Source organism: Amycolatopsis sp. NPDC031561 (assembly GCF_055580625.1).
In genome coordinates this window covers 201,566-228,107 of sequence record NZ_JBVILA010000006.1, presented here as the reverse complement: position 1 = coordinate 228,107, position 26,542 = coordinate 201,566, and the positions used below count along the sequence as shown (strand labels likewise).

Sequence of the window (26,542 nt, the reverse complement as noted above, 5' to 3'; positions counted from 1 at the left end):
CCCTTTCTCCCCCCCCCCCCCCCCCCCCCCCCCCCCCCCCCCCCCCCCCCCCCCCCCCCCCCCCCCCCCCCCCCCCCCCCCCCACGGCCACTCGGCATCGGGCGCGGCAAAGGGCGCCTTCATCCCGTCGCCGGCCCACCCCACGAACACGCCACCTTTGACTTACCTCTCAAATAGAACCCTCTTTGTCACTCACGACCCCCCGCCTGGACATATCCCGTGTGGCCGGTCCAGGCCGGCGCGTTGCACGACCGGACACTCTTCGATGTCCGGCCGGGCACCTCGCGGCGGCGGTGGTGCCGGAAGATCGACGGTGACCTGCGATGTCCGGAGTGGACGTGCGGCCGGCGTCGAGGTTGCGCGGAAAGCGCGCTTTCGCGAAAGTTCTCGGTGTCGGTGAGAATGGGACGATCCCACCGTTCCACAAAGGACCGAACGAGGAGAACGCACGGTGAAGCTCCGTACTTTGAACAGGTTGGTCGTGCTTCCCGCGCTGGTGGCGCTCGGCGCGGTCGTCCCCGCCCCCGCCGCCTCCGCGGTGATCGGCGGTTCGGTCAGCGCCTATGCGCCATGGGCGGTCCGGATGGTGGTCGACGAGACGCCGTTCTGCACCGCGACCGCGATCAGCCGTGAGTGGATCCTCAGTGCCTCGCACTGCTACTTCGACGCGGGACAGCAGATCGACGATTCCCGCATCAGTTTCCGGGTGGGCGATCTGGACCAGCGCAAGGGCACGACCGTGCGACCGGTGCCCGGCAGCGCCCACGGGGTCGGGATCGCGGACATGATGCTGATCAGGGTGCCGCCGATGGACGTCAAGCCCGCCCGGCTTCCGGCCGCGGATTCCGTGCATCCCGGGCAGATCGTGCGACAGTACGGGTGGGGCGCGACTTGTCAGGAGGACGAGACCACCTGTCAATCCGATGTGCTCAAAGAGGCCGTTCAGCGGGTGCTTCCCCCGGACCGATCGCGCTGCGAACGGTTCACCCCGCCGGGCGGCGGAGACGGCCGGGACCTCTGTCTCGGCTGGATCACCGGCATTCCCGGTGGCGGCGACTCCGGTGGCCCGATCATGGCCACCGGGCCGGGGCAGCGGGACACCATCGTCGCGGTGGAGAACGATTCGGACCGCGACCGCACCGCGGGTGCGGGCAACGTCTCCCTGGTGCTGGACGAAATCCACCAGGTGATCGGCGCCTGATCCGGACCGGGCCGCCTCCTGTCCGGCGGTCCGGTCCGGCCGGTGGGTGGCGCACACACGACGATCCCGGTGGCTGCCGGGCAGGGCCGGCAGCCACCGGACAAGGCAGCACTCAGGCCCGCGGGATCCGGGGCAGGAGCAGATACGGCCGCTGCTTCTCGTTGCTGTGCAGAGTGGTCCGGCCGTGGAAGGCCGGCCGGTCCCGGTCGCCGGGGAGCTCGTGCCAGTAGGCGCCGCTGCCGCGGATTTCGCGACCGTAGACGATCTCGTGCGGCCCGGGCAGGTGGTGTTCGTAGTCTTGGCCGCGCACGGACACCCCGAGGGTGTAGCCGGCCGGGACGACGATCGACAGTGGCCAGATCTCGACGTCCACTTCATACACCTGCCCGTGGACCAGCGGGGAGATCTCGGTGTGCCGCTGCCATGGCCGGTACGGTCGAGACAGGTCCGGGTCGAGCTCGCGGTGCGAGACGCGCAGCCAGCCTTGGCCGACAGGGCCGTGTGGCTCGAAGGCGGTCGGGAATAGCACTTCGGTGCCTTCGGGGTCGAACAGGTGCACCGTGGCGAACAGGTCGGCGTCCTCGGTCGTGGACGAGACGAACAGTTTCAGCGCCGCGGGGCCGGTGTACTCCACCTTCCGGTCGGCGGGCGGCAAGGTGAACATCAGTCCTTCCGACCGCGCGACGAACTCCGAGTGCTGCGCGCCGGCCGGAGCGCGGTCGGTCAAGGCACCGGTGTCGAGGTCGAGGTGCAGTTCGGTCCATTCCGTGCGCGCGAGAGGCCATTCCCGTTCGTATCGTGGGAAAAAGCCGTCGGGCGTGCGGACCTGCAGCTGAACCGGCGGCTGGTCGTCCCACCCGTTGGCCTCGCCTTTGAGGAAGTGGTCGAAGAAGCGCCGCTGCACATCGAGGCCGTAGTCGGTGTAGAACTCCGTCCAGTGTTCGAGCCCGTGCACCTCCAGCCACTTCCGCTCGGACGAAACACGCTGGTAGCCCTCGAAGTTCCCGCGCGAGTGCAGGCCCATACCTCCCCAGTTGGCGGCGGTCAGCACGGGAACGGTGATCTTCTCCAGTACCGCGGTGCGGTCCCGGTAGTAGTCGTCGATGACGGGCCGCGCAAGCAGGATCTCGGAGATCCGGATCGCGGCCGCTCGCAGTTCCTCCTCCGTGCGCACCGGTTTGCCCGACACCTTACGGCCGGTGTTCGGATTGACCGCTGCGTCCGCGCGGCCGTGCTGGATGCGCAGCACCTGGTGCGGCGCCCAGCCGGGCATGAACTCCGACGGGATCCCGCCGTGGTGGGTGTACTCGCGGAAGAAGTCGGACGCGCCCTCCCACGGGCAGATGGCCTTGAGGTGCGGCGGGGACAGCGCGGCGGCCTGCCACTGGTTGGTCGCGAGGTACGAGATGCCGAGCATGCCGACGTTGCCGTTGCTCCACCGCTGGACGCCGGCCCATTCGATCGCTTCGTAGAGGTCTTGTGACTCACGCGGGGAGAAGAAGTCGATCTCACCTTCACTGCCGCCCGTACCGCGCACGTCGATCCGCACGCAGACGTAGCCTTCCGGGACCCACCGTTCCGGGTCCGGGTATTCCCAGACCTGGTACGCGCTGGTCGACTTCTCCGCCACTTCGGGGTGTTCACGCACGAGAGCGGAGAACGCGGACGCGAACCCCTCCGCGAACGCGAGTCCCTTGCCGTACGGGCTGGCCGCCAGCAGCACCGGATGCGGCTCGTCGTCGTCCGGCCGGAAGATGTCGACGGCGAGCGTCACCCCGTCGTTCATCGTGATCCGCACATCCCAGTCGACCCGCATGCCGTCACGCACTTCACTGTAGGGCTCGTAGTGCTGTGTCATGGCTTCCTTTCTTCTTCTGTCCTTTGTGGTCAGTCGCGCGCCTTGCCCATCGCGGCCATGGCGACGAGGCCGACGACCGGGATGGCGCACAACTGGATGACCCCGGCGGTTTGCCAGCCGAGCGCGGACTTGGTGGCCGCGAAGAAATAGCCGGAGAAACTCGCCGGGATGTACATGGCCGCGACGAACAGGCCCGTCGCCCGGCCGACCTTCGCGCTGGGCACCGAACGCTGGATGAGCGCGCTGGTGTTGGTGTAGACGACCCCGGTGAAGGCGACCCCCAGCAACAGCGAGAACACGAGCTGCGCGGGATAGGTCGCGCCGAAGAGGAAGATCCCGGCCCCGCATCCGGCGATCGCGGCGAATCCGGCCACGTTGACCAGCCGCTGGTCGAACCGGTCGGCGAAGATGCCGCAGAAGACCGCCGTGAGCGCGCCGAGCCCGAACATGCCGGCGGCTAGCGCGGTCTGATCGGATGCGTAGCCGTGCGTCTCGCGGAGATAGGTGGGATACAGCCCGAGGTAGCCGTAGATGGTGAAGCCCGCGGCGACGGTGGCGATGGTGCAGCAGACGACGCGCCGATTGAAGAAGCGGACGGCACCGCCCGGTGCCGACGTGGCACGCGGTTCCTCGTGGCGGCCGATCTCCGTCACCGACCGCGGCACCGCGAAGATGAGGACGACGAGGATCACGAGACCGATCGCGCCGAACACGTAAAGCGGGACACGCCAGTCGCCCGTCGAAGACAGGAGCGCGCCGCCGAAGAGCGGACCGGCGAACGCGCCGAGCCCGAACGCGGCGTTGATCGACCCGATCGCCACCGCGCGGTTGCGGTGGAAGTACGCGCCGACGGCGGCGTACAGCGCCGCGTTCTGGGCTCCTTCGCCGACACCGGACAGGATCCGCCACAGGGTCAGGTCGAAGAGCCCGGCCGCCGTCGCCTGGAGCGCGCAGGTGATCGAGAACAGCAGAAGGCTCGCGATGATGATCCGTTTCCGGCCGATCCGGTCGGCCAGATAACCGGCCGGGATACCGGCCAGGCCCATGCCGAGGGTGAAGATCGTCGACAGCGTCCCGGCCTGGTTGCCGGTGAGCGCGTAGGCCTGCTTGATATCGGGCAGCAGGATGGCGAACACCTGCCGGTCCATCGCGTTGACGAGGTAGGTCAGGTCGAGGACGAGCAGGATGAGCAGGGTCCGGAAGGTCCACTTGGCGGCGCCGGACGCCGGGGTGCTGCCGGTCAGCGTGGAGCCGGCGAGATCGGGGGTGGTCATGGCGGTGCTCCTCGGAGCAGGTGGGGTACGGAAAGTCGACGGCACGCGGGCACGTGCGGGATGGCGAACGGGGGTTCGCGCCGTCCTCCGGGACGGCCGGATGGTGCCGGAACGGGATTCAGTACAGGGAGAGCAGTCGCAGGCCGTGCCGCACTTGTTTGAGCCGGTCGTGACGCTCGTGGCGGGCTGCGATCGCCTGATCGAGTGACACCGGCACGAAGTCGACCGTGTCCGGTGCCTTGAGCTGTGCGAGCACGTCGAGGTCGGCGCTCACGACCGTGCCGATCGTCGCGTAGCCACCTCCGGTCACGGCGTCGCGCAGCAGGCAGATGGCCTCTTCGCCGTTGGGTACCTGCACCGACCCCACCGGGTAGCCCAGGTCGACCACGTTGCTGGGGTTGTCGCCCGCGCCGAACGGGGCTTCACGGTCGACGAACCGCAGTGCCGGCCCGATCAGGCGGCGACCGGTGCGGTCGGATTCGGGCGAGACGGTGAACGTCGAGGAGAAGAACTCGCGGACGCTTTCGTCGGTGAACCGGTGGCGGCACAGTCCTTCGACGAGCCGGAGGCGCTGGTGCCCGCCGAGCACGGGACGCAGCCGGGGATCGACGGTGCTGCCCGCGCCGGGACGGAACATCCCGGTCTCGTCACCGACCGGCAAGACGTCGCCGGAGACGAGCGCCCGGCCGTCGTGCCCGCCGATCGCCGAACTCTGGTAGGTGGACCGGCTCCCGAGGAACGGCTCGGTCCCGATCCCTCCGCGCACCGCGAGGTAGGCGTGGCAACCGGTGCGCAGCGTGCCGATCCGCAGCACCTGGCCGGGTTCCACGAACAGCGTCCGCCAGCACGACACGGGCACGCCGTCGACGTCGACGGCGGCTTCGCCACCGGTGACCGCCACGGTCGCCGGTTCGGTGAAGCGCAGTGCCGGTCCGATCATGGTGATTTCCAGCGTCGCCGCGTTCTCGTGGTTGCCCGCGAGCAGGTTGGCGCAGCGGTGCGAGTACTGGTCGAGCGCTCCCGAAGGGGGCAGTCCGATGGCGTATTGCCCGTCGCGGCCGAGATCCTGGACGAGTGTGCGGGCGCCGGGGGAGAGGACCGTCAGCATGACAACGCCGCCTCCAAAGTGCGTGGATAGCCTGCCGGGTCGGCGAGGAACTCGGCGAGTGCGAAACGCACCGGTGCGCGCCGATACCGGTACCGGCCCTCGCGTGAGTCGGTGCGCAGCTGCTCGTACTCCTCGCCGGGGACGGGCCGGAAGCTCAGCAGCGTCGAGATCGTGGCGAGCACCTTCGATGTCTCGAACCCGGGAGTCCGCTGGGTGAGGTCGGCGACCGGGACCGGGGAGCGGCCGAGCAGCTGGTAGCCACCGACCCCCGCGGTCGGGTACACGACGGTGAACGCACCGCCGTGCGCGACCGCCCTGGCCGGGGTTTCCGTCCTCGGCCGCAGGTACTTGGGCGCCTGGATCTGCCGCTCGCGCGGCACGAGCTGGACGCATTCGGTGTTGCCCGGCTTGAAACACGGGAAGGTGACGATGAACGGCGCCGACGTGTGCGCGGCGACGAGATCGGCCACCGAGGCCAGCCCGTTGATTCGCGCGGTGTAGGCGATGTCGGTCTCCGTCGGCGACTGGTGCCGGTCCCGGAACTTCAGGCAGGTCCGCTCGGTCTCCGGATCCGCGTACCACACGGGGATCTCGACGATCTCCGTGTCCAGCGCCACCGAGCCCGCCTCCCCGAACCGGTCGTGCAAGCGGGCCAGCGCTCGCACGAGTTCGCGCGGATGCAGCACGTCCGGGTCGGCGCGCACGAGATAGCTCGCGTTGGCCGGGGCCACGTCGAGGACGCCGGGCAACTCGCGCCGGGCCAGCTCCCCGGTGATCGCCTGGATCCGCAGCGCTTGCGCGAGGTCCATCCCTTCGCACACTTCGACGAACACGAACTCGTCGCCACCGAAGCTGGCCCGTGCGCCGTCGGCAAAGAACTCGTAGCCGCTCATGGCGCCTGCTCGGGGGCGCGCAGGAGGAATCCCGCCGATTCGAGGCGCCGTCGCACGGCCGCCGCGACCGCGACCGCGTTCGGCCGGTCACCGTGTACGCATATCGAGCGCACCGGCATCGGAATCACCGTCCCGCCGACCGTGCGGACGGTGCCGCGCGCCATGTCCAGCGCACGATCGGCGATCGCTTCCGGGTCCTTGGTTCGCGGGACCGGCTCGACGATGTTGATCCCGTCCTGGTCGAAGTCGAGGTCGGCCGCGTTCTCCGGAATGACCGGCAACCCCGCCGCGACGACCGCGCGCATCGCCTCGGTGGGCGCGAACATCAGCGGCATGCCCGGGAGGACCGATTGGAGCGCCCGCACGACCATGGTCGCCAGTTCGGGCGAACGGCAGATCCGCCCCATGAGCGCGCCGTGCGGTTTGACATGGGTGAGGGGCACGTTCTCGACCGCGGCGAGCCCCGCGAGTGCGCCGACCTGGTAAAGGATGTAGTCGACCACGTCGGAGTCGGTCGCGGGCAGCGCCCTGCGGCCGAAGCCGAGCAGGTCCGGGTAGCCGGGGTGGGCGCCCGCGGCGATCCCCGCCTCCCGTGCGCGGATCAGGGACGACCGCATGGTCGCCGGATCGCCGGCGTGATAGCCGCAGGCGATGTTGGCGGTCGTGATGTGCCGGAACAAGGCTTCGTCGTCGCCGAGCGTCCACCGGCCGAAGCTTTCGCCGGCGTCCGCGTTCAGGTCGATCGTCGGTGCGGTCATGATCACCTCCGGATCAGGTGGGAAGGATTCGGACGGCCGAATCGGCGAAGCGTTCGAGCAGCAGTGCGGCGTCGGAGGCGTCGAACACCAGCGGTGGCCGGATCTTGATGACGTTGCCGTGCGGCCCGGACGCCGACACGAGCACGAAGTGTTCGCGTAGATCGTCCACAAGGGACTGGGCGAGGACCCGGTCCGGGTCCGTGCTTTCCGGTGCGGTCACCTCGATTCCGAGGAACAACCCGGCGCCGCGCACGTCGGCGAGGCGAGGGTGGTCCGAGACGATGCTGGCGAATCCCCGCTTCAGCTGTGCGCCGATCTTGTGGGCGTTGTCGATGAGACCTTCGCCTTCGATGGTGCGGAGCACCGCCGCGGCCGCGGCGATCGGTACGTTGCTGCCGCCGAAAGTGTTGAAGTAGCGCACGTTCCGGCCGAATTCCTGGCCGACCTCGTGTCGCAGCACCGTCGCGGCCACCGGGATCCCGTTGCCCATCGGCTTTCCCAGGGTCACCAGATCGGGCACGACCTCATGCCTGCCGAAACCCCACCATCCCGTTCCCGTGCGGCCGAACCCCGCCTGGACCTCGTCCGCGAGGTAGACCCCGCCGGCCGCACGGACCTCGGCGGCGAGTACGCCGAGCAGATCCGTCGGAACCGGCTGCACACCGTCGGAGGAAAAGATGCTGTCCACCACGAGCGCGCAGACCCCGAACCCGTGCCGCCGGAGATCGTCGATGGCAGCCCGGATCTCGGTGCGCAGCTGGGCCACCACCGAGGTGCCCTGCCGCAGGGGGTCCGGCGCGCTGATCGTGCGCACGTGCGGTCCCAGCGGCGAGGTCGGGCCGAGGGACGGGGAGAACGCCGCCACCTCGGCGGTCACCCCGTGGTAGGCGTTGCGCGTGACGATGATCCCGGTGTTGCCGGTGTGCGCCCGCGCGATGCGCAACGCGAGATCGTTCGCTTCCGAGCCGGTGCAGGTGTAGGTGACCCGGTCGAGTTCCGCGGGGAACGTCTCGAGCAACCGTTCGGAGAAGTCGAGCAGATCGGCCTGCAGGTAGCGGGTGTTCGTGGTGAGCTTCGACAGTTGCCGGGTGACCGCCTCGACGACGGCGGGATGGCAGTGTCCGAGCGAGACGACGTTGTTGTAGGCGTCGAGGTACTCGTTGCCCGCGGAGTCGTAGAGGTGCACGCCGTCGCCACGGACGACCTCGACCGGGTTCGTGTAGAACAGCTGGTACCCCGGCCCGAGCACCTTCTCGCGCCGGACGAGGAGCTCCCGGATGTGCGGCGGCTGCGCGGCCAAAGACGCGCCGGTGAAGCCGTTGACCATTTCCGGCCCGCGCGGGCCGCTCATCGCCGCGACTCCGCGAGTACCCGTTCGGCCGCGGCGTCCAGACCGGCGAACGTCACTCGAGCCGTCGCCCAATCACGGGAGGCGTGCGAGAGCACATACGCCGCGCGTGCCGGATCCCGCCGGGCCCGCCACGACGAGATGAGCGCCCGCTGTACCAGTCGCGCCGTCGACAGCAGCGGAAGAAGCTTGAGTTCTTCTTCGGCGACCGGCCTGATCCGGAGATAGTGGCGCAGCCACGCGAGGGAGACCGCCCACGGGTCGGCGGCGTCCACCTCGAGAAGGTTCGACAACGCGATCGCGAGGTCGAAGACCACCGCCGTGCGCACCACGTCGCCGAAATCGAGGATCCCGGTCAAGGCTCCACGAGTGCCGACAAGGAGGTTGTGCGGGCTCAAGTCGTTGTGCACCACCTGGGTGTCCAGTCCGGCGGGCCGGACGTGGAGCGCGAACTCGGCGAGTACATCGCGCGCGAGCATGCGGTCCGCACTGTCCACTGTGTCCAGTACGGGAGCGAGAGCGCCGAGATGGCGCAGATCCCAGATCAAGGTCCGTTCCCGGTTCTCACCGCGGAAGCCGGCGAGCGCGCGGATGAGCTGTGCGTGGTAGCGGCCGAAGGGTGCCGGATCGGCCTCACTTCCGCTCAGCGGTTCGCCAGGGAGGTACGACAGGACCCGCAGCAGTCTCGGCCCGCTCGCGTCCAGTGGCGCGACGTCGTGCACGTCCGCTCCGTCCACACCGGACCGGACGACCGGGATCGGCAGGCCGGGCGCGGTGCGCGCGAGGTGGCGCAGCACCGCCGTCTGCAGCGTGAGATCCTCGGCCGATTCGCCCTCACCACCCACCTTCACCAGGTGGCGGGCGCCTGCCGTGTGCAGGACGAAGGTCTCGTCCTTCTCCGAGGCGACGCGTTCGAGCCTGCCGGACAGGCCGTGCACGTCTCGCAGCGCGGCGAGCACCAGCGTTTCGTCGAGGTGCTCCGTGACGGCGTCGAGGCCGCTCGCCGTCACGAGTTCGCGGAAGCCGGGCATGGTGGGGCTCCTCACGAAGCCACCCAGCCGCCGTCGATCAGCAGGCTGGAACCGTGGATGTAGGAGGCGGCGGGGGAGGCGAGGAAGGCGACCGCCGGCGCGATGTCACCGACCTCGCCGACCCGTCCGGCGGGGGTGGACTCGAGCATCTGGCGCTCGTAGTCGGAATCTTCGAGCAGGTGCGCGTTGATGCTCGTGCGCACGTTGCCGGGAGCGACGGCGTTGACCCGGACGCCCCGCGGGGCGAATTCGGCGGTCAGTGATTTGACCAGCAGTTCCACCGCGCCTTTGGTCGCGCAGTAGGCGCTGGAGTTCGGAAAACCGACGTGCCCGCAGATGGAGGAGACGAAGATGACGCTGCTGCCGTCACCGAGGTGTCCGGCGGCCGCCCTGGTCAGCCGGAACGGCGCCCGGACGTTGGTCGCCCACTGGTCGTCGAGCTGCTCGTCGGTGGTGTCGGCGAACGGCGTCGGCAGGAAGATCCCGGCAGCGTGCACGAGCACGTCGATGCCCCCGAAGCGCGCGAGCGTGCGGTCGACGACTTTCCCGGGACCGGCGCCGGTCGTGAGGTCGGCGGCGATCGGCTCGGCCTCCGCGCCCGCCGCCCTCAGCTCCGCGGCGACCGTCTCGAGGCGCTGCGCGTCCCGTCCCACCAGAGCGACCCGGGCACCGTTGGCACCGAGTTCGCGCGCGATCTGCGCCCCGATGCCCGAACTCGCGCCCGTGACAACGGCGATCCGGTCGCGAAGCGTTTGTGTGCTGCCAGCCATGAATACTCCCTCGGCCGCTTAATGTAAGAAAACTTACGTTAACGAGGAGTATGCGTCAGGGGAACAGCTAATGCAAGATTTCCTGCGATAAGGTTCAGGCCGTGCGCAGCGCCCGGTCCACCAGGGCGTCCAGGTCCTGGTCAGGGGACTCGTAGCCGAAGACCGCGCGCAGGTAGATAGGTGCGAGCACGACATCGAAGATGTGGGCGACTGTCGGCGGCTTGCCACCCGCCGCCTCGACCCGGTCCAACGCCCGCTGCATCTGGGCGGTGCGCTGTCGCAGATACCGGGCGGCCTCGTCAGCGGTCGGAGCGGGCTTGCCACCGGCGAGCGGGGAGGTGGCCGCGGCGAGCGCGTGGAACAGCGCGAACCCCTCACGCGTCTTCACCTGCCCGGCGACCGCGTGCGCCCAGTCGAGCAGATCACGGCGCAGGTCGCCGCTGTCCGGGAACGGCGACTCCTCGTTGAGCTGCGTGACCGCGACGTCGAGCACCAGCGACTCGATCCGCCCCCAACGCCGGTAGATCGTCACCTCGTGTACACCCGACCGCTCGGACACTTCCCGCACCGACGGTTGGTCATGCCCCTCGGCGAACAACTCGCGCACCGCGGTGTGCACCGCGGCGCGCGTACGGGCCGTACGGCCTCCAGGGCGAGTGTCTGCCATGGAGCCAGGCTAACGTCCGCTGGCGGGGCTGTCGTTGGAGCCACGTCGTCTCCGATTGGGCTCCGTTGCCGGCGTGTACACGTTGACGTTCAGGCGGTCGGCGCCCCGGGTGGCGTCCACCGAGCGAGATAGGGCGTACTCGAACGCCTCACGCACCCCATCCCAGGGCTCTGGTGGCCGCGAGTGGTTTGAATCGGTTGCCACCGAAGAGATCGGCCACGTACAGGATTCCTTTGAACGAAAAGACACGCTAGCCGCCGTGATCGGCATCCCGGACGACAGCCGGGGCGAAGAGGTCTGCGGGATCATCTACGCGGACCGGCTGAACAATGCCGTGGTGTCCGCAGTACCGGACCCATGAGCGATCCGTCGGGTCTTGCTTCCGGGACTCAGTCACGGGCAGCGGTGGTTCAGCGGCTGCCGAGTTCTCCCTTGGTGAACCCGTGTTTGCGTGCCATGAGCACAGTGGCGAGTGCTGGGACGAGCAGTGCGAGCGCGACCCAACTCAGCCAGGATGCATCCGATCCGCCGAGGACGAGGCCTCCGATGATGCCACTACCGGCGATTCCGATGTTCCATCCGGTGGTGAGGAGTGCTTGGGCGACATCGCCGGCGTCACCTGCTGCTTCGGCGACCGCGGTCTGCAGCAGGGTGGAGGTGCCGCCGAACGCGAGCCCCCAGAGCGCTGCGCCGGCGTAGACGAGCGTAGGCACGCCGGAGAAGATGCCAAGCAGCAGCGTGCATGTCGCGAAGAGCGCACACGCGAGGATCATGAGGACGCGCAGGTGCCGATGGAGGAGCGCTCCGGTGATCCAGATGCTCACCAGTGACACCAGGCCGAAGGTGAGCAGCACGGCGTCGACTTGGCTTGCCATGCCGAGTGGCGTGAGGAACGGGGCGATGTACGTGTACAGGATGCTGTGGGCGAGTACGAACGTGAGGGTCACGAAGAGCACGGGCGCTACGCCGGGAATGCGGAAGGTGCGGGTGAGCGGGAGCCGTGAGCCTTTCGCCTGTCCGGGGAAGTTCGGCACCGCCGCGATGACCCACACGATCAACGCGAGCGTGAGGACGGTCATGATCCCGAACGCGTATCGCCACTCGATGAGCTTGGCCAGAAGCGCCGCAGCAGGAACTCCGATGGACAAGGCGACGATCGCGCCCGACATCGCGATCGCCATTGCCTTGCCGCGCTGATGTGAGGGGACCATCCGTACCGCGTACCCGGCCAACAGCGCCCAGAGCAACCCGCCGACGATGCCGCCGAGGAACCGGGCGGCCAGCGTAAGTGCGAAGCTCTCGGAGAGCGCGGTGACGGTGTTGGCGATCGCGAATCCTGTGATCGCCACCAGCAGCAGGTGTCGGCGCGGCCAGCCGATCGTCGCCTTGGTGAGCGGGATCGCGGCGAGGATCGCCCCGATCGCGAAGACGGTCACGCTCTGCCCGGCGGCACTCTCGCTCACACCCAGGTCTCGGCTCATCGCGGGAAGCACCCCGGCGGGCATCGTCTCGGTCAGGAGCGTGATGAATCCGGTGGTGGCCAAGGCCAGAAGAGCCGCCAGCGGGAGCCGGGCGTTCGTCATCGAGCGAGTTGGCAGAGTCTGTGGTCGTGTCATGGCCCTATGATCAATGAGTGACATTAGTGTGAAGGTCAAATGCGGTATCCGCCGAGTCACATAACACCAGCCACAGAGGCTAGGAGAGGGATATGCGGATCGGTGAGCTGTCGACGCGCACGCGGACTCCGATGAGGTTGCTGCGCTACTACGAGGAGCAGGGACTGATCGAGTCAGATCGACTGCCCAACGGATACCGGGACTATGAGGAGTACGTCGTCGACCGGGTTCTCCAGGTGCGAGGCCTGCTCGACGCGGGGCTGCCCACACGGATCATCAAGCAGATCCTGCCCTGTCTGAACACCCCGCGCACGATCCACATGCCCTACGTCACGCCGGACATGGTCGCCACGCTCGAACACGAACGCGACCGCATGGCCGAAAAGATCGAATGCTTCACCAAGAACCACCGAGCCATCACCGACTACCTCGACGCCGTACGCGGCGATATCCGAGTCTCCTGACCGATATCGAGCCCCTGGTCAACTTCGGAGTGTTCGACCTGCTCGGGCGGCGACTCTCCCCGCGCATCCGGGTGCCCGCTTCGTCGTTGTGCGCCGGCCCCGGCTGCAGCGGAATGGCCCGATTTCGTATCTCATCCCAGTCCACCTCCCGCATTTCCGACAACGTAGCGGTCAGGTTCCTTTCGTCCGGAGCGCCTCGTCAGAGGTGGACGTCGTGGCGGGAGGAGACGTTCAGTTTGCGGCGAACCTTGACCACGTACTCCTCGACCGTGCGACGGGACAGGAACAGGGCCTGTGCGATTTCCTGGTTGGTGTGGCCGCCTGCCAGGAGGCGGGCGACGTCCTGTTCGCGCGGAGAGAGTTCGCTGCCGTATCCGCGTCTGCCACGAGGCGATGGGGTGGCTGTGCCGGTACTGCGGGCGCGGTGGCGGCAGCGGGCGGCGTCGACCGTGGCACCCAAGGCGTCGTAGGACTGGGTCAGGGCTTCGAGCACCGCGGCGTCGGTGAAGGTTTCGCCCTCGGCCTGCTCGGCGAGTTGGGTGGCCCGGTAGGACAAGCCCAGGTCCCAGTGCTGGTCGATTGCTTCCCGGTAGAGCCGGCCTGCCTCTTGATGGTCGTTCGTGGCCGCGGTCAGCCGCGCGCGGCAGGCGGTCAGTCCCGCCAGGGCCAGTGGGGCGTCGACTCCTCGTAGACCATGGGCTGTTTCCGAGACGAGCAGCCGTGCCGAGTCGACGTCGTCGACTGCCAGGTGGTAGTCGACGGCCTGGGGCAGGATGTCGCCCGACCACATCCACGCGCCCTTGCTCCGCAGCATCAACACGCCGCATCTCACGTGTTCCTCCGCCGCGGCGGTCTCGCCCCGGCTGAGGAGCATGCCGGCCATACCGCCTGCCGCCGAGATGCCCACCGGGAAGACCTGCGCCGTCGGGTGCGAACCCGTCGCCGCCTGGAAAGCTTTCTCCGCCCGCACCCACTCGCCCCGTGCCGTGGCCAGCCAGCCTCGCGTGAGGTGCAGGTCCGTGGTCAGCAGCAGGTCTTCATAGCTTTCGATCAAGCGGTCGAGGCGCTGTTCCAGTCCCTGCCATCGTCCACTGAGCCAGTCGAGCCGGGCCGCCGTGGCCTCGGCGGTGCCGACGACGTAAGAGGACCCACTCCGCTTGGCCAAGGTGATCCCGCCGCGCAGGAACTCCCGGGCCTTGGAGTAGTGCCCGATCCACGAGCACGCATCCGCCAGGTTGCAGTGGGCCCGAGCCAGATGGTGGAGTTCGTCGGGGTCGTGCACATCCGATGGCGACGGCAGTTGGGAGATGCGCCCCCAGGTGCTCGGGTCTCCGACGATCAGCCGCCCGCCGAGCGTCGTGGCCAGCAACGCGGTGCGCAGTGCCCGGGTGGGCAGGTGGTCGAGGGTCGCCTCGACCCGGTCGAGCGACTTCCGGTGCTCGGCGATGGACGCGGGCCCCAGATACGGCCCGGCCATCGCCGCCATGCCGCGCACCGTGCGTTCCGGCTGGTCGCCGAGCAGGCCGAGGGCGAGGGCGATCTCCTCGGCGCCGCGGTCGAGCGACCCGGTCTCTCGCTGCAGCAACAGCCCGAACCACAAATGAACCTGGGCTCGGACGTCCGGGGCCAGGCGCGGGTCCACGAGCAGGCTTTCGACTCGCGCGGTCATCATCCCGCCGGGTAGTCCCGTCAGGGCGTAGTCACAGAGCTTGGTCGCCAGCCGGTTCGCGACCTCGGGACTGGTCTCGGCATCGCCCAGGACCGCGACCAACAAGTCGATCGCGGTGGAGACGTCGTTCGCATCCTCCGCGACTTTGGCGGCGAGTTCGCTGTAGCGCAGCCACTCGGCTTTCATACCGGCCGCTTTGGCGTGGGCGGACAGGCGGGCGACGGGTGCGTGGTCGAGGGCGGACAGCGCCGCCAAGGCGCGTTCGTGCAGCTCCCGCTTTCGCGGACCCGGCAGCGACGCGTACACCGCGCGTCTGGCGATGTCGTACCGGAAACCGTATCTGTCGGCCGTTTCCTCCACGAGCACACCGGACTCCAGCGACGCGATCAGGTGCGCCGCGGTCACCTCTCCCGCCACAGCGCCCATCACCTCGGGCGTCTCCGGGACACCCAGCACCGCGGCGGCCTCGGTGAGGGTCCGCGCGGCGTCGGGCAAGGCACCCAGCCGCTCCTCGATCGCCTCCGCCACCGAGGCAGGCACGTCCATTCCCTCGAGGACCCGCCAAGCCAAGTCACCTTCGGCGCGCACATCCCGCACCGGGTCGCGCAGCGCCCGCACCGTTTCCTCGACCACGAAAGGGATCCCCGCCGTCTCGTGCAGGACGGCTTCGGCGAACCGACGCGACGTCACGGTGGCTCCCACCAGGGCGTCGATCATGGCGCGCACGTCCGCCGCACCGAAGGGGCACAGGACCAGATCGAGCCCCGTCACTCCGTGCGGCAGGTGGAAGGAGTGGCCGAGTGGTGCCACTGACGGCAGATCCTCGCGACGGTAGGTGGCCACGATCGACAAGTCCGGCGGCGGGTTCGCCAGCACGAAGCGCAACACCCGGCGGGTCTTTTCGTCCGCCCACTGCAGATCCTCGAGCACGAGCACGACCGGTCCCAGCGAACGCAGGAGATCGCGCACGGCGCGGAAGACCCGGTGCCGCTCGGCGCCGGGATCATCGAGGGCGCGCGGCGCCGGTGGCAGGCGGTCGGCGAGTTCGGGCAGATGGTCCCGTAGCGCACCAGTCACCGGGCCGGGCTCGACCAGCAGGTCGCCGCACTGGCTGAGGCAGTCGAGGAGCACTCCGTACGGGAACGGGTCGGGCAGCGGCTGGCACGAGCCCGTGATCACTCGCGGGGCACCGTCGCGGGCGGCCGCGGCGGCGAACTCGGTGACCAGCCTGGACTTGCCCACCCCGGCCTGGCCTTCCACGAAAACGGCCGACGGCGGGTGGCGCACCGCGGTGAGCAGAGCGGCGAGTTCCGCGTCTCGGCCGATCATCGGCGGGGAGCGGAATCGGTCGGAGAGAGGATCCGCGCGCCCGTCGACCATGCTCGCTCCTGTCGGTGATCCGTCCGCTGAGGAATGTCCGACATGGTAGGTCGGCGGGCACCGGTGCCATAACCCCGCGAGCTACGGCACTTGCGTCCACACGGGATCAGGTACCGGTACGGGTCGCGACCACACTTGTTCCCCTGACCGCCAGGCCGAACTCTGATTCCCCGAGCGGCTCGATGTCACAACCCCCTGCAGCCGCTCGAACGCGCGATGGAGGAATCGATGCGACAAAGCAGAACGAGCTGGATGGCGAACCTGTTCACCGTCGCGGTCGCCGCCGCGGCAGTGGTGACGACCGCGGGCGTGGCCGTGGCACAGGAAGCGGAAGCGGCTGTCGTCCAGGCCGACCGGCCTTACTCCGGGCAGTACATCGTGGTGCTCGAAAGTGGCGCCCGTGCCGCGGCGGAAGGCCAGGCCTCGACACTCGCCCGGCGCTACGGCGGAGAGGTGACCGACACGTACTCGGTCACACTGAACGGGTTTTCGGTCCGAGGCCTTTCCGAGCGGCAGGCGCGGCAACTGGCCGCCGACCCGTCGGTCAAGGCAGTGCACCAGGACGGCACGACCAGGGCGGAGGGGGAGCAGCCGAGCCCGCCGTCGTGGGGCCTGGACCAGATCGACCAGCGAACCGCCGCCCTGGACAAGAAGTACACCTTCCCGAATTCGGGTGAGGGGGTGACCGCCTATGTCATCGACTCCGGGGTGCAGGCCCAGCATCCCGAGTTCGAAGGCAGGGCGAGCCACGGCTACGACTTCCTCGACAACGACACTGACGCCGGTGACTGCTACTGGCACGGCTCGCACGTGGCGGGGACGATCGCGGGTAAAACCGTCGGTGTGGCGAAGAAGGCCAAGGTCGTGGCCGTGCGCTCACTCGACTGCAAAGGCTCCGGCCCGGACTCGGCCACGGTCAGCGCGATGGAATGGGTGGCCAAGAACGCCGTCAAACCCGCTGTAGTGAACCTGAGCCTGGGCATGGATGTGCTCGGTGTCGGTGACGAACAGGTCAAAGCCTTGGTGGCCAAGGGAATTGTCGTCGCGGTCTCCGCGGGCAACGACGGCAAGGACGCCTGCGGCGTGAGCCCGGCGCGGGTCCCGGAGGCGCTCACCGTCGGCTGGTTCAACAAGGACCGCACCCGCGGCGGGAACCACGGCCGCTGCATCGACCTCTTCGCGCCGGGCGGCAACATCCACTCCAGTGACAACACCGGAAGGTTCCGTACCGCCAGTGGTACGTCCATGGCCTCCCCGCACGTCGCCGGCGGTGCGGCGCTTTATCTCGCCGCGAACCCCGGTGCGACCCCGCAGCAGGTCAGCGACGCGCTGGTGCGCGGCGCCACCCCGGACCTGATCACCAACCCCGGGACCGACTCGCCGAACAAGGTGCTCTACGTCGGTGACCTGGGTGGCGGCACGCCGCCCAGATGCGGGATCAAGGGCAACGACCAGGATGTGGCGATCCCCGACGCGGACGCCGCGGTGGGGAGCTCCGTGAGCCAGGATTCCTGCGATGGCAAGGCATCGGCCACGCTCGCGGTGCGGGTGGACATCGACCACGGCTACACCGGGGATCTCGCCATCGACCTGGTCGGGCCGAGCGGAACGTCCTATCCGCTCAAACGCGCGGGCGGTGTCGGCGAATCGGGCGGCGTGCACCAGAGCTTCACCGTCGACGCATCCCGTGAGGACGCGAACGGCACGTGGCGACTCTCGGTTCGCGACACCTACCGATTCGACGTCGGCACGCTCACCGGCTGGTCGATCACATTCTGACCACTGTGGACGGACAGCGCCGCCCACTTTTCGGACTTCGAAGGAGAGAACGATGAGAACACCACGCTTCGCCGTAGCCCTCACCCTCGCGCTGGCCACGGCGTCCTCGCTCATCATGAGCACGGCGGCCGCCTCGCCGGCCGACGAGATCAGCATCGCGGCGACCCCGACCGATCAGCTCCGCACGACGGGCGCGGGAACCCGGATCGTCAACGGGGAACGCACCACGGTCAAGGAAAACCCGTCCGTCATCGCGGGCATGCGTGTCGGGGGCGGAGGCCCGCAGGGACAGTCCTGCACCGCCTCCGTGGTCGGCAAGCGCAAGATCTTGACCGCGGCACACTGCATGGTCGACACCACCGGCGCCAAGAGCTACCTCTACGGCGACGACGACCTGAACACTCCTGGCGACGAGACGTTCCGCACGGCCGTCGCCTCGTTCAAGGCCCACCCCCAGTACACCGGTTCCGGCGGCTGGAGGACGGGTTACGACGTCGCGGTGGTCACCACTGTCGACGACCTCCCGGTGCCGGAAAACCAGTGGGCCAAGGTGGCGGGCTCGGGAGACAGCGCGCTCACGCAGCCGGGCAAGTCCGGCACTTCTCTCGGCTACGGCAAGACGTCGGCGAGCGGCGGCTCCGGCGAGCTCCGCAAGACCACCATGCCGGTCAACGATCCCGCGGGGTGCCAGGTCTTCGACATCCGGGTCAACGGTGATCTGATGGTGTGCACGGGTTACAACGACGGGCGCACCGCCGACTGCTCGGGTGACAGCGGCGGTCCGTTCATCGTGGACGGTGTGATCGTCGGTGTCTCGTCGTGGGGCTCCAGCGCCTGCGACCGCTACAGCATCATGGCGCGCCTGACCAACGGGATGGGCGACTGGGCCCGCGCCGAGATCGGCGGAACCCAACCCGGCGACGGGAAGTTCGGCATGGCGTTGTCACCCTCCTCCGGCAAGGCCGAGTCCGGCAAGCACGTCTCCACCAGCGTCACCACCACGGCGGGCGACCAGGGCCCGGAAAAGCTGGAGCTGAGCGCGTCCGCGCTGCCCACCGGAACGACCGCCACCTTCCAGCCTTCGTCGGCCGTCGACTCCGGGCAAGTCGCCAAACTGACCCTGCAGACCGCGGCGAGCACCCCGGCGGGCATCTACAAGGTCACCGTCGCGGCCAAGGGCGCCTCCGGATCCAAGACCGCCGAGTTCACGCTCACGGTCGGCGACGGCGGCACCGGCGACGGCCCGAGGCCGTCCGTCTCGCCCGGCACCGGGACTGTCCCGCCCGGTGGCTATGCCAACGCGACGATCACCGTCACCGGCGGTACGGGTCCCATCCGGCTCAGCGGCGCCGGACTGTCTCACCCGCCGATGTTCACACCGCAGACCGTCAACGCCGGCGGCACTTCGCGAATGACGGTCATGGGCCCGTACCAGCGCGGTACCCACAAGGTGACCATCACCGCGACGGACAGCACCGGAAAGTCCGGAACCACGGAGTACACCCTCACCGTCCGATGATCCACGGTCCAGCGGGTCCCTGATCCGGACTTCTCTCGACCCTCTGGAGCCCGTGACCGCCGATGCGGTCGCGGGCTTCAGAGGGTCGCTCCTCATGAGAGAAGGTGGGCTGATCGCTGGTCACGCCGTCCTCGCGGTTCCCGTTTGCGGTTCCCAGCGCCACTCCGGTGACGCCGGATCGCAACTCCGCCACCCCGGCGGCGCCAGTGGCTGAGGCGCGGAAGCTGCTGGGAGAGCTACCGGTAGCGGTTCGCGGCGTTCTGGATGGCTACGACCGGACAAGTTCCCGCATTGGAGGACGGAGTCCGGCAGTTGACAAGATCACCCTCAGTCGAGCGCACGTACCTGTTGAAAGGGTTGGTGCGCTGCGACATCTGGACCGTTGCCCGCAGCCCCCGGCGCACCGGCCAGAATCACTGGGCCGAACGAGCGGCGCGGCAGGTCGGAAACGTCCGATTCGGCGGTTGTGTCGGACTCGGGTGGGGCAAGGGGCGGGGCTTGTGCGCCCAGCCTGGTGGGGCTAGCCCTACTCCGGGTGGCTCGGTGCGGACAACGGGTCACCTCGCGGTGCAGACTTGTCGCAGATCCGATCGACGGGACCGGCGCGAAGGGGAAGAGGACGTGGCCATGCGAGGGCTGGTGAAGTGGGCGGCGGACGCCGGGACGGGGTTCTGGCGGGCAGCGGCGCTGACCGCGGTCAGCATGGTCGTCCCGGCCGTGTGGGCCGCCGCGGTGTGGCTGATGATCGCGTGGGGCAGCCCGTGGGCGGCGACCGTGCCCGCGCTGTGGGCGGTGGTGGCCACCTTCCTGCTCGCCCGGCCGATCTGCTGGACCTTCCGGTTCTTCCGCCGGAGCTGGACCGGCGTGGCCGTGCCCGGCGGGTACCGGGAACCGGTGCCGGCGGTGCAGATGTCCACCGGGTACTGGTGGAACGGGTCCTCGTACGCGAAGAGCCGCCGCGAGGCCGAAAAGGACCAGCGGCTGCGGATGCTCTGGAGCGACCCCGCCACCTGGCGCGATCTGCGATTCGTCTGGATCGCGCCGTTCACGGCCGGGATCGTGGCGGCCGTCCCGCTCGCCGGGGTCGCCTGCCTGGTCTGGGGGATCCTCGACCCGGGCCTGGTCAGCATCCTGCTCGCGGGGGTCGGCCTGGTCGCGGCGGTGGGCGCCGCGCCCTACGCCTGGCGAGTCATCACGCCCGTGACCGATCGGTTCCTGCGCGGCTCGTCCGCGATGATCCTGGCCGACCGGGTGGACGAGCTGACCGCCCAGCGCGCGGACACCACGGTCGCGCAGGCCGCGGAGATCAGCCGGATCGAGCGCGACCTGCACGACGGCGCACAGGCGCGGCTGGTGGGGCTCGGGCTTTCGCTGGCCACCGCGGAAAAACTCATGGAGAACGACCCGGAAAGCGCGCGGGCGCTGCTGCGGGATGCGCGGGCCGGTGCGGCCGCCTCGCTGTCCGAACTCCGCGAACTCGTCCGCGGCATCCGGCCCGCGGTGCTGAACGAACGAGGACTGACCGACGCGGTGCGCGCCTTCGCGCTGGACAGCCCGCTCGAAACGACAGTCAGCACGGATGTGCAGCTGAGCCTGGACGCGCCCATCGAGTCCGCGCTGTACTTCGGCGTCGCCGAGCTGCTGACCAACGCGGCCAAGCACGCGAGCGCGACGAAGGCGACCGTCCTGATCGCCCGGGACTCCACCAGCATCGCCATCGAAGTGGAGGACGACGGCAAGGGCGGGGCGAACGAACAGAACGGCGGGGGGCTCGCCGGACTGCGGCGCCGCCTGGCGGTGTTCGATGGCGACCTGAAGATCACCAGCCCCGTGGGCGGTCCGACCCGAGTGAGGATGAGCGTGCCGTGCGAGTAGTCGTTGCCGAGGACCTGTATCTGCTGAGGGACGGAATGGTCCGCCTGCTGGAGGCGTACGGCCACACGGTGGTCGGCACGGCCTCCACCGGCCCGGAGACCCTGGAAGCCCTGCGGACCCTGAAGCCGGACGTGTCCATCCTCGACGTCCGGATGCCGCCGACCCAGTCCGACGAGGGGCTGCGCGCGGCGCTGGCCGCCCGCGGCGAGATGCCGGGCCTGCCGGTGCTGATCCTCTCCCAGCACGTCGAACAGCTCTACGCCCGCGAACTGCTGGCCGACGGCACCGGCGGCGTCGGGTACTTCCTGAAGGAAAGCGTGTTCGACGCCGACCAGTTCATGGACGCGCTGGAGCGCGTGGCGGGCGGCGGCACCGCGATGGACCCGGTGGTGATCAGCAAACTGCTCGCCAGCGGCAGTTCGAACCGCCGGCTGGAAGCACTGACCGAACGCGAGCACTCGGTGCTCGGCCTGATGGCCGAAGGGCTGTCCAACCAGGCGATCGCCAAGCGTCTCTTCCTCGGCGACAGCGCGATCAGCAAGTACACCACCTCCCTGTTCGGCAAGCTCGGCATCACCGACGACGACAGCAGCAACCGCCGCGTGCTGGCGGTCCTCGCCTACCTGAACAGAGCCGGCTAGCCAGTCCGGCGGGCCAGCGGCACCGGTCCCGACGGGTCTCCGGCGCCCGGGTTTCGTCATGCCCTCAGACGCCTACACAGCGAACAGGATCAACCACACTCAGTTCACTCGAAAGGAGGCAGCATGATCGCGACGTTGACCGACCGGTACGTGGCCGCCGCTTTGCGGCACGTGTCGTGTCGGGCGCGGCCGCAGCTCGAACGGGAACTGCGCGCCGTGATCACCAGTGAAATCGACGAACGCATCGCACTGGGCGAATCGACCTGCGAGGCCGAGTACTCCACGCTCGGGGACCTCGGCGACCCCCGCCTGCTGGCCACGCACTACGCCGACCGCGCCACGGTGCTGATCAGCCCGGAGACCTATCCCGACTACACGCGGGCGCTGCGCTGGGCGGTGGCGGTGTGCCCGCCGGTCGCCTACACCGTCGCCGCGCTCGACCGCCGGGGGCGCGGGGCTTCGGCGTCCGCGGCGCTCGTTGAGCCGCTGCGGCTCGCGCTGACCATGGCGGCCTACCTCGCGGTCGCGGTGACCGCCTGGTTCGTCCTGGTCGACCGCGTCCGCGCGGACCGGCCGGACGGCGGCTGGACGCCCGACGCGCTGCTGCCCGCCTCCGCCCGAACCGACCATCGGCAGCTGATTTTCCTCCCCTGAAAGGAATTCCAGTGAACACCAGCCAGACGAGCACGGTGCAGTCCGTCTCGAGCGAGCACGAGTCCAAGAACATCCGCCGCGAGATGCTGCTCAACCTCGGCATCAACGTGGCGGCCCCGATGGCGCTGTTCTACGGTCTGCGCGGCGCGGGGCTCAACCAGTGGGTCGCGCTCGCCATCGGCATGGCGCCCGCCCTGCTCCGCGCGGTGTACACGGTCGTCAAACAACGCAAGATCGACGTCACCGCGCTGTTTTCGCTGAGCGTCATGCTGTTCAGCATCGTCATCTCCTTCGTCACCGGGAGCCCGCGGCTGCTGCTGGCCAAGGACGGCCTGCTGACGGTGGTGATCGGCGGCTGGATCCTGCTCAGCCTGCTGCGGATGCCGTTCATCTTCCAGCTCACCCGGTCGATGATGTCCGAAGAGGCCCGCGAGCGCGCCGACCTCAAATGGGCCAAATCGCCGACTTACCGGCACGTCATCCGGGTCATCACCGCGATCTGGGGTGTGGTGCTCGTGCTCGACGCCGGGGTGCGGGTGCTACTGGCCTACACCCTGCCGATCGACAGCGTGCCGCTGATCAGCGGTCTGCAGTTCATCGGTGTGTACATTGTGATCGAGGTCGCCACCCGGATTTACGCGCGCCGCAAGGGTTTCGCCGAAGCGGTCGAGGCCGAAGCGGGCGTCCCGTACATGTGAGCGGAGTCCCCGGCTTTTCCTGATCCGGTCCCCACCGCTGTTCTAGGAATCTCGCAGAGGGGCACATCCATGGGCAAGCACATCGCTTTCGTCAGCATCCCGGCGCAGGGCCACGTGAATCCCGCGCTGCCGCTGGTGTCCGAGCTGGTCGCGCGCGGGCACCGGGTCAGTTTCGCGACCGCGCCGGCCCGGCTCGGCCAGGTCGCCGCGGCGGGTGCGGAGCCGGTGCCGGCTCCGTTCCGGCTGCCGCTGCCGCCCGGGGACGGCAAACTCCTCGACGCCGGCACCGTCGGCCTGCGGTTCGAGGAGTTCTACGAATCGGTCGTCGAGGTCTTCCCCCGGCTGGTGGAGCATTTCGCCGCGGACCGGCCCGAGCTGTTCTGCGTCGACGCGATGACGCCGGTCGGCCGGATGGTCGCGCAGAAACTCGGCGTCCCGCTGGCCGCCATGCATCCCACCCACGCCAGCAACAAGGAATTCTCGCTCCGTGCCACCGTGATGGGCATCGAAGGAGCGCTTTCGGACCCGGCCTCGGTCGAGGTGGTCATCCGCGCCGTGCAGGAGGTGGGCCGCAAGGTCCGCGCTTTCGCCGAGGAAAACGGGGTCGACCCCGATTACGACATGTTCGACTATCCGGCCGACCACAACCTCGTTTTCATCCCCCGGGAATTCCAGATCAAGGGGGAGACTTTCGACGACCGGTTCCGTTTCCCGGGGCCGACGATCGTCGAACGACCAGACGCCGGGAACTGGCAGCCCAACGGGAAACCGCTGCTGTACATCTCGCTCGGGACTTTGTTCAACGACAACCTGGAATTTTACCGCAGCTGCCTGGACGCTTTCGGCGGCACGGAATGGCAGGTGGCGATGTCGGTGGGCGCGGAGGTCGACCTCGCGGAGCTGGGCCCGGTGCCGGGCAACATCGACGTGCGACCGCATTTCCCGCAGCTCGAAGTGCTGCGCGAGGCCTCGGCGTTCGTCTCGCACTGCGGCATGAACTCGACGATGGAGGCGCTGTTCTTCGGGGTCCCGCTGGTCGGGGTGCCGCAGCAGGCTGAGCAGTTGATCAACGCCGAACGCGCCGCGGAGCTGGGCTTCGGCACGGTCCTCGCGCCGGAGGAGCTGACCGCGGCGCGGCTGCGGGAGAGCGTGGAAGCGGTCGCCGCCGACGAGCGGATCCGCGCGAACCTCGACGAAATCAGTGCCAAGCTGCGGGAACGCCGCGGCGCGATGCTGGCGGCGGACGCGTTGCTGGCGCAACTGGATCGAACAGCGGCGGACGCGCTGCCGGACTGAACGCACGAGAGCGCGGCGACCCGGTCTCGGCCGGGGCGCCGCGCTCTCGTGCGCGCCTCAAGCCTTGTCGGCGCCCACGGCCGCCTCGACGGTCTCGCCTTCGATCACATCGCCTTCCGACGCCTGCTTCGGCACGGCGGGCACGGACAGGCCGGGCACGGTCAGGTCCGGGACCTTCTTGACCGCGGCGAGCGCCGCTTCGATCGCCTCGGCGAGCGTCGGCGAAACGTTCTCGTCGAAATCGACCTTGGTGACCTGAATGTCCGCGTTGGTCGGGAGCGAGTCGGTGCCGAAGGTCGCCTCGCCGAACCCCAGCTCCTTCAGTGTGACCGACTCTTCTTCGGTGATTTCGCGGCTGAGGACGAGGGAAAACTTGTGCCCCACGTAACGTCACCTCTCAACGTTGCCAAGCATTGTGAACGGTAGGCGGGCACCCGGACACGACCTGCTCCACGCACCCGTCTCGAAAGATACGCAGCCGCGCGGGTGTTCAGCCCGGTGTTCAACTGCCCGGCCCGCCGATCCGAGGGGCGGGGCGGACCCGGTAAGGGGTGCCGGGTGATCGGCTAGGGGTTGCTAGGGGTTCGGCGCGGAAATAGTGTCGGAAGCGAGTCATCCGCCAATGAAGGCGGGTGTTCCGGCGAATGTTTCCTGTAAGTCCGGCGACGTTTGTCGTGATAATGGGGACCGTTTTTCGCGCGGCCGCGTCTGGGGGCGGTCGCTGTGGGCGCGGTCACGGAAAGCGTCCCCATTCTCTGTCCGCCCCGGTTTTCCCATCGTCATATGGGGGTTCGCACAGTGTTGCTTGCAGACAGCGACGTGTCTTCTGCCGAAACGGGTCCGCAGGATTACGACCTGATCGGGCCGGGGGTGTACGCGGTGCCGATCGTGCGCCTGCTTCCCGGCGATTCGCCTCGGCTCAACGGCGAGGACAAGGTGCACGTGCTGCGCCTGGCGGCGATGGAGACGATGCTGCCGCCGATCCAGGTGGACCGCGCGACGATGCGGGTCGTGGACGGCATCCACCGGCTGATGGCGGCCTCGCTCAAGGGCGAGCACACCATCGCCGTCGAGTTCTTCGACGGCAGCCCGGAGGACGCGTTCCTCAAATCGGTGGAGGCGAACGTCGAGCACGGTCTGCCGTTGACCCAGGCCGACCGCTCCGCCGCCGCGCTGCGGATCCTCCGCTCTCATCCCACCATGTCCGACCGGGCGATCGCGAAGTCCACCGGGCTCGGCGCGCAGGCCGTCGCGGCGCTGCGGCGGTCGGCGGATTCGGTGCCGCAGTCGAATTTCCGGGTCGGGCGGGACGGCAAGGTCCGTCCGCTCAACAGCGCGAAGGGCCGGCTGCGGGTGGCCGAGCTGATGCGGGAGAACCCGGACGCGTCGCTGCGCCAGCTGGCCAGGACGGCCGGGGTGTCGCCCGCGACCGCGCTCGACGTGCGCCGCCGCCTGGAGCGCGGTTCGGGTCCGGTGCCGAGCCAGGATCGTCGCGACCGCGGCGAAACGCCCGCCCCGAAGGCTGTCGCGCCCGCGCCGGAGCCGGCCGAACCCGGTGTGCCGCCCGCGGTCACTCTGGAAGTGCTGATGCGCGATCCGTCGTTGCGGCAGAGCGAACTGGGCCGTCGGCTGCTGCGGATGTTCCGGGACAACGTGCTGGGCGCGAAGGCGTTGACCGATATCGCGGCGTCGGTTCCCTCGCATTGCATCGAGATGGTCACTCAGCTGTCCCGGGACAACTCCCGGATCTGGGAGGACTTCGCCCAGGAACTGGCTCGACGCGCCAGGGCTAGCGGAGTGGCCTGAGCCACCGGCCCGACAGAGGATTTCGCGGCTTCCCCGCCGGTGTGGCGGGGGAGCCGCTTTTTCTGGTATTGAGAGGTGAGGCAAAGGTGGCGTGTTCAGTCGCTCGCCCGTACGTCGGCCTCGGGTGTTGCGAAAGCCACTTTCGCCACCCTCAAAGTTTTGAAAATGGCTTTCTCCACACCCCCGGACCCCCCCCCCCCCCAGAAAAACAAAAACCAAACCCAAAACCAATCCTTT

The 26,542-nt window shown here is 68.9% G+C and carries 22 protein-coding genes; 10 read left to right on the top strand and 12 right to left on the bottom strand.

What is annotated here, in order from left to right:
* Positions 1-451: 451 nt before the first annotated feature.
* Complete coding sequence (locus ACZ5IK_RS16390; protein WP_465488411.1) at positions 452-1,201, top strand: trypsin-like serine protease; 750 nt, start codon at positions 452-454, stop codon at positions 1,199-1,201.
* A 112-nt stretch (positions 1,202-1,313) separates the two neighbouring features.
* Here the strand turns inward: ACZ5IK_RS16390 and ACZ5IK_RS16385 are convergent, their stop codons facing one another.
* The 10 genes from ACZ5IK_RS16385 to ACZ5IK_RS16340 form a co-directional block, all read right to left on the bottom strand.
* Positions 1,314-3,059, bottom strand: a complete 1,746-nt coding sequence (locus ACZ5IK_RS16385) for a CocE/NonD family hydrolase (protein WP_465488410.1) — start codon at positions 3,057-3,059, stop codon at positions 1,314-1,316.
* Between the two features lie 29 nt (positions 3,060-3,088).
* Entirely contained in the window at positions 3,089-4,333 is a 1,245-nt protein-coding gene (locus ACZ5IK_RS16380; RefSeq protein WP_465488409.1) for an MFS transporter, read from the bottom strand.
* Between the two features lie 118 nt (positions 4,334-4,451).
* A complete protein-coding gene (locus ACZ5IK_RS16375; RefSeq protein ID WP_465488408.1) occupies positions 4,452-5,441 on the bottom strand; it encodes a 5-oxoprolinase subunit C family protein in 990 nt (329 codons plus the stop codon).
* The gene (locus ACZ5IK_RS16370; RefSeq protein ID WP_465488407.1) at positions 5,435-6,334 is read right to left on the bottom strand and encodes a 5-oxoprolinase subunit B family protein; all 900 of its coding nucleotides are present in this window, start codon (positions 6,332-6,334) and stop codon (positions 5,435-5,437) included. Before ACZ5IK_RS16370 ends, ACZ5IK_RS16375 begins: the two co-directional genes overlap by 7 nt.
* Positions 6,331-7,092, bottom strand: a complete 762-nt coding sequence (locus ACZ5IK_RS16365; RefSeq protein ID WP_465488406.1) for a 5-oxoprolinase subunit PxpA — start codon at positions 7,090-7,092, stop codon at positions 6,331-6,333. Before ACZ5IK_RS16365 ends, ACZ5IK_RS16370 begins: the two co-directional genes overlap by 4 nt.
* Positions 7,093-7,105: 13 nt before the next feature.
* Positions 7,106-8,443: an aspartate aminotransferase family protein gene (locus ACZ5IK_RS16360; RefSeq protein WP_465488405.1), complete on the bottom strand. Its 1,338-nt coding sequence runs from the start codon at positions 8,441-8,443 to the stop codon at positions 7,106-7,108.
* A complete protein-coding gene (locus ACZ5IK_RS16355) occupies positions 8,440-9,471 on the bottom strand; it encodes a phosphotransferase (protein WP_465488404.1) in 1,032 nt (343 codons plus the stop codon). Before ACZ5IK_RS16355 ends, ACZ5IK_RS16360 begins: the two co-directional genes overlap by 4 nt.
* A gap of 11 nt (positions 9,472-9,482) precedes the next feature.
* Positions 9,483-10,241, bottom strand: a complete 759-nt coding sequence (locus ACZ5IK_RS16350; protein WP_465488403.1) for an SDR family NAD(P)-dependent oxidoreductase — start codon at positions 10,239-10,241, stop codon at positions 9,483-9,485.
* 94 nt (positions 10,242-10,335) lie between these two features.
* Positions 10,336-10,908: a TetR-like C-terminal domain-containing protein gene (locus ACZ5IK_RS16345; protein WP_465488402.1), complete on the bottom strand. Its 573-nt coding sequence runs from the start codon at positions 10,906-10,908 to the stop codon at positions 10,336-10,338.
* Positions 10,909-11,318: 410 nt separating this feature from the next.
* Positions 11,319-12,524 (bottom strand): MFS transporter, encoded by a 1,206-nt coding sequence (locus ACZ5IK_RS16340; protein ID WP_465488401.1) that lies wholly within the window; start codon positions 12,522-12,524, stop codon positions 11,319-11,321.
* Positions 12,525-12,616: 92 nt separating this feature from the next.
* On the opposite strand from ACZ5IK_RS16340, the gene ACZ5IK_RS16335 reads away from it, so the two are divergent.
* Positions 12,617-12,988, top strand: a complete 372-nt coding sequence (locus ACZ5IK_RS16335; protein ID WP_410598425.1) for a MerR family transcriptional regulator — start codon at positions 12,617-12,619, stop codon at positions 12,986-12,988.
* A 199-nt stretch (positions 12,989-13,187) separates the two neighbouring features.
* Here the strand turns inward: ACZ5IK_RS16335 and ACZ5IK_RS16330 are convergent, their stop codons facing one another.
* Entirely contained in the window at positions 13,188-16,037 is a 2,850-nt protein-coding gene (locus ACZ5IK_RS16330; protein WP_465488400.1) for an ATP-binding protein, read from the bottom strand.
* Positions 16,038-16,265: 228 nt separating this feature from the next.
* Here ACZ5IK_RS16330 and ACZ5IK_RS16325 point away from each other — a divergent pair, with 228 nt between their 5' ends.
* The 7 genes from ACZ5IK_RS16325 to ACZ5IK_RS16295 all read left to right on the top strand — a co-directional run bounded on the left by ACZ5IK_RS16325 (position 16,266) and on the right by ACZ5IK_RS16295 (position 24,499).
* On the top strand, positions 16,266-17,816 hold the full coding sequence (locus ACZ5IK_RS16325; protein ID WP_465488399.1) for a S8 family peptidase: 1,551 nt from the start codon (positions 16,266-16,268) through the stop codon (positions 17,814-17,816).
* A gap of 52 nt (positions 17,817-17,868) precedes the next feature.
* Positions 17,869-19,335, top strand: a complete 1,467-nt coding sequence (locus tag ACZ5IK_RS16320) for a trypsin-like serine protease (protein WP_465488398.1) — start codon at positions 17,869-17,871, stop codon at positions 19,333-19,335.
* A 627-nt stretch (positions 19,336-19,962) separates the two neighbouring features.
* A complete protein-coding gene (locus tag ACZ5IK_RS16315; protein ID WP_465488397.1) occupies positions 19,963-21,210 on the top strand; it encodes a sensor histidine kinase in 1,248 nt (415 codons plus the stop codon).
* Positions 21,201-21,851 carry a response regulator transcription factor gene (locus ACZ5IK_RS16310; RefSeq protein ID WP_465488396.1) on the top strand — a complete coding sequence of 217 codons (651 nt, stop codon included), beginning with the start codon at positions 21,201-21,203 and terminating at the stop codon, positions 21,849-21,851. The genes ACZ5IK_RS16315 and ACZ5IK_RS16310 overlap by 10 nt, the downstream gene beginning before the upstream one ends.
* 123 nt (positions 21,852-21,974) lie before the next feature.
* Positions 21,975-22,505 carry a hypothetical protein gene (locus tag ACZ5IK_RS16305; RefSeq protein ID WP_465488395.1) on the top strand — a complete coding sequence of 177 codons (531 nt, stop codon included), beginning with the start codon at positions 21,975-21,977 and terminating at the stop codon, positions 22,503-22,505.
* A gap of 11 nt (positions 22,506-22,516) precedes the next feature.
* On the top strand, positions 22,517-23,203 hold the full coding sequence (locus ACZ5IK_RS16300; RefSeq protein WP_465488394.1) for a VC0807 family protein: 687 nt from the start codon (positions 22,517-22,519) through the stop codon (positions 23,201-23,203).
* A gap of 69 nt (positions 23,204-23,272) precedes the next feature.
* A complete protein-coding gene (locus ACZ5IK_RS16295) occupies positions 23,273-24,499 on the top strand; it encodes a macrolide family glycosyltransferase (protein ID WP_465488393.1) in 1,227 nt (408 codons plus the stop codon).
* Positions 24,500-24,556: 57 nt separating this feature from the next.
* Here ACZ5IK_RS16295 and ACZ5IK_RS16290 read toward each other — a convergent pair whose 3' ends face one another.
* On the bottom strand, positions 24,557-24,883 hold the full coding sequence (locus ACZ5IK_RS16290; protein ID WP_465488392.1) for a hypothetical protein: 327 nt from the start codon (positions 24,881-24,883) through the stop codon (positions 24,557-24,559).
* A 435-nt stretch (positions 24,884-25,318) separates the two neighbouring features.
* Between ACZ5IK_RS16290 and ACZ5IK_RS16285 the strand changes: the two genes are divergently transcribed.
* Positions 25,319-26,305 (top strand): transcriptional regulator, encoded by a 987-nt coding sequence (locus ACZ5IK_RS16285; RefSeq protein WP_465488391.1) that lies wholly within the window; start codon positions 25,319-25,321, stop codon positions 26,303-26,305.
* Positions 26,306-26,542 lie beyond the last annotated feature (237 nt).

Coding starts and splice junctions, on each gene's coding strand:
- ACZ5IK_RS16380 (WP_465488409.1), bottom strand. CDS start 4,333: ATGACCACCCCCGATCTCGCCGGCTCCACGCTGACCGGCAGCACCCCG.
- ACZ5IK_RS16385 (WP_465488410.1), bottom strand. CDS start 3,059: ATGACACAGCACTACGAGCCCTACAGTGAAGTGCGTGACGGCATGCGG.
- ACZ5IK_RS16365 (WP_465488406.1), bottom strand. CDS start 7,092: ATGACCGCACCGACGATCGACCTGAACGCGGACGCCGGCGAAAGCTTC.
- ACZ5IK_RS16315 (WP_465488397.1), top strand. CDS start 19,963: ATGCGAGGGCTGGTGAAGTGGGCGGCGGACGCCGGGACGGGGTTCTGG.
- ACZ5IK_RS16320 (WP_465488398.1), top strand. CDS start 17,869: ATGAGAACACCACGCTTCGCCGTAGCCCTCACCCTCGCGCTGGCCACG.
- ACZ5IK_RS16330 (WP_465488400.1), bottom strand. CDS start 16,037: ATGGTCGACGGGCGCGCGGATCCTCTCTCCGACCGATTCCGCTCCCCG.
- ACZ5IK_RS16355 (WP_465488404.1), bottom strand. CDS start 9,471: ATGCCCGGCTTCCGCGAACTCGTGACGGCGAGCGGCCTCGACGCCGTC.
- ACZ5IK_RS16335 (WP_410598425.1), top strand. CDS start 12,617: ATGCGGATCGGTGAGCTGTCGACGCGCACGCGGACTCCGATGAGGTTG.
- ACZ5IK_RS16305 (WP_465488395.1), top strand. CDS start 21,975: ATGATCGCGACGTTGACCGACCGGTACGTGGCCGCCGCTTTGCGGCAC.
- ACZ5IK_RS16345 (WP_465488402.1), bottom strand. CDS start 10,908: ATGGCAGACACTCGCCCTGGAGGCCGTACGGCCCGTACGCGCGCCGCG.
- ACZ5IK_RS16350 (WP_465488403.1), bottom strand. CDS start 10,241: ATGGCTGGCAGCACACAAACGCTTCGCGACCGGATCGCCGTTGTCACG.
- ACZ5IK_RS16325 (WP_465488399.1), top strand. CDS start 16,266: ATGCGACAAAGCAGAACGAGCTGGATGGCGAACCTGTTCACCGTCGCG.
- ACZ5IK_RS16375 (WP_465488408.1), bottom strand. CDS start 5,441: ATGCTGACGGTCCTCTCCCCCGGCGCCCGCACACTCGTCCAGGATCTC.
- ACZ5IK_RS16295 (WP_465488393.1), top strand. CDS start 23,273: ATGGGCAAGCACATCGCTTTCGTCAGCATCCCGGCGCAGGGCCACGTG.
- ACZ5IK_RS16370 (WP_465488407.1), bottom strand. CDS start 6,334: ATGAGCGGCTACGAGTTCTTTGCCGACGGCGCACGGGCCAGCTTCGGT.
- ACZ5IK_RS16340 (WP_465488401.1), bottom strand. CDS start 12,524: ATGACACGACCACAGACTCTGCCAACTCGCTCGATGACGAACGCCCGG.
- ACZ5IK_RS16360 (WP_465488405.1), bottom strand. CDS start 8,443: ATGAGCGGCCCGCGCGGGCCGGAAATGGTCAACGGCTTCACCGGCGCG.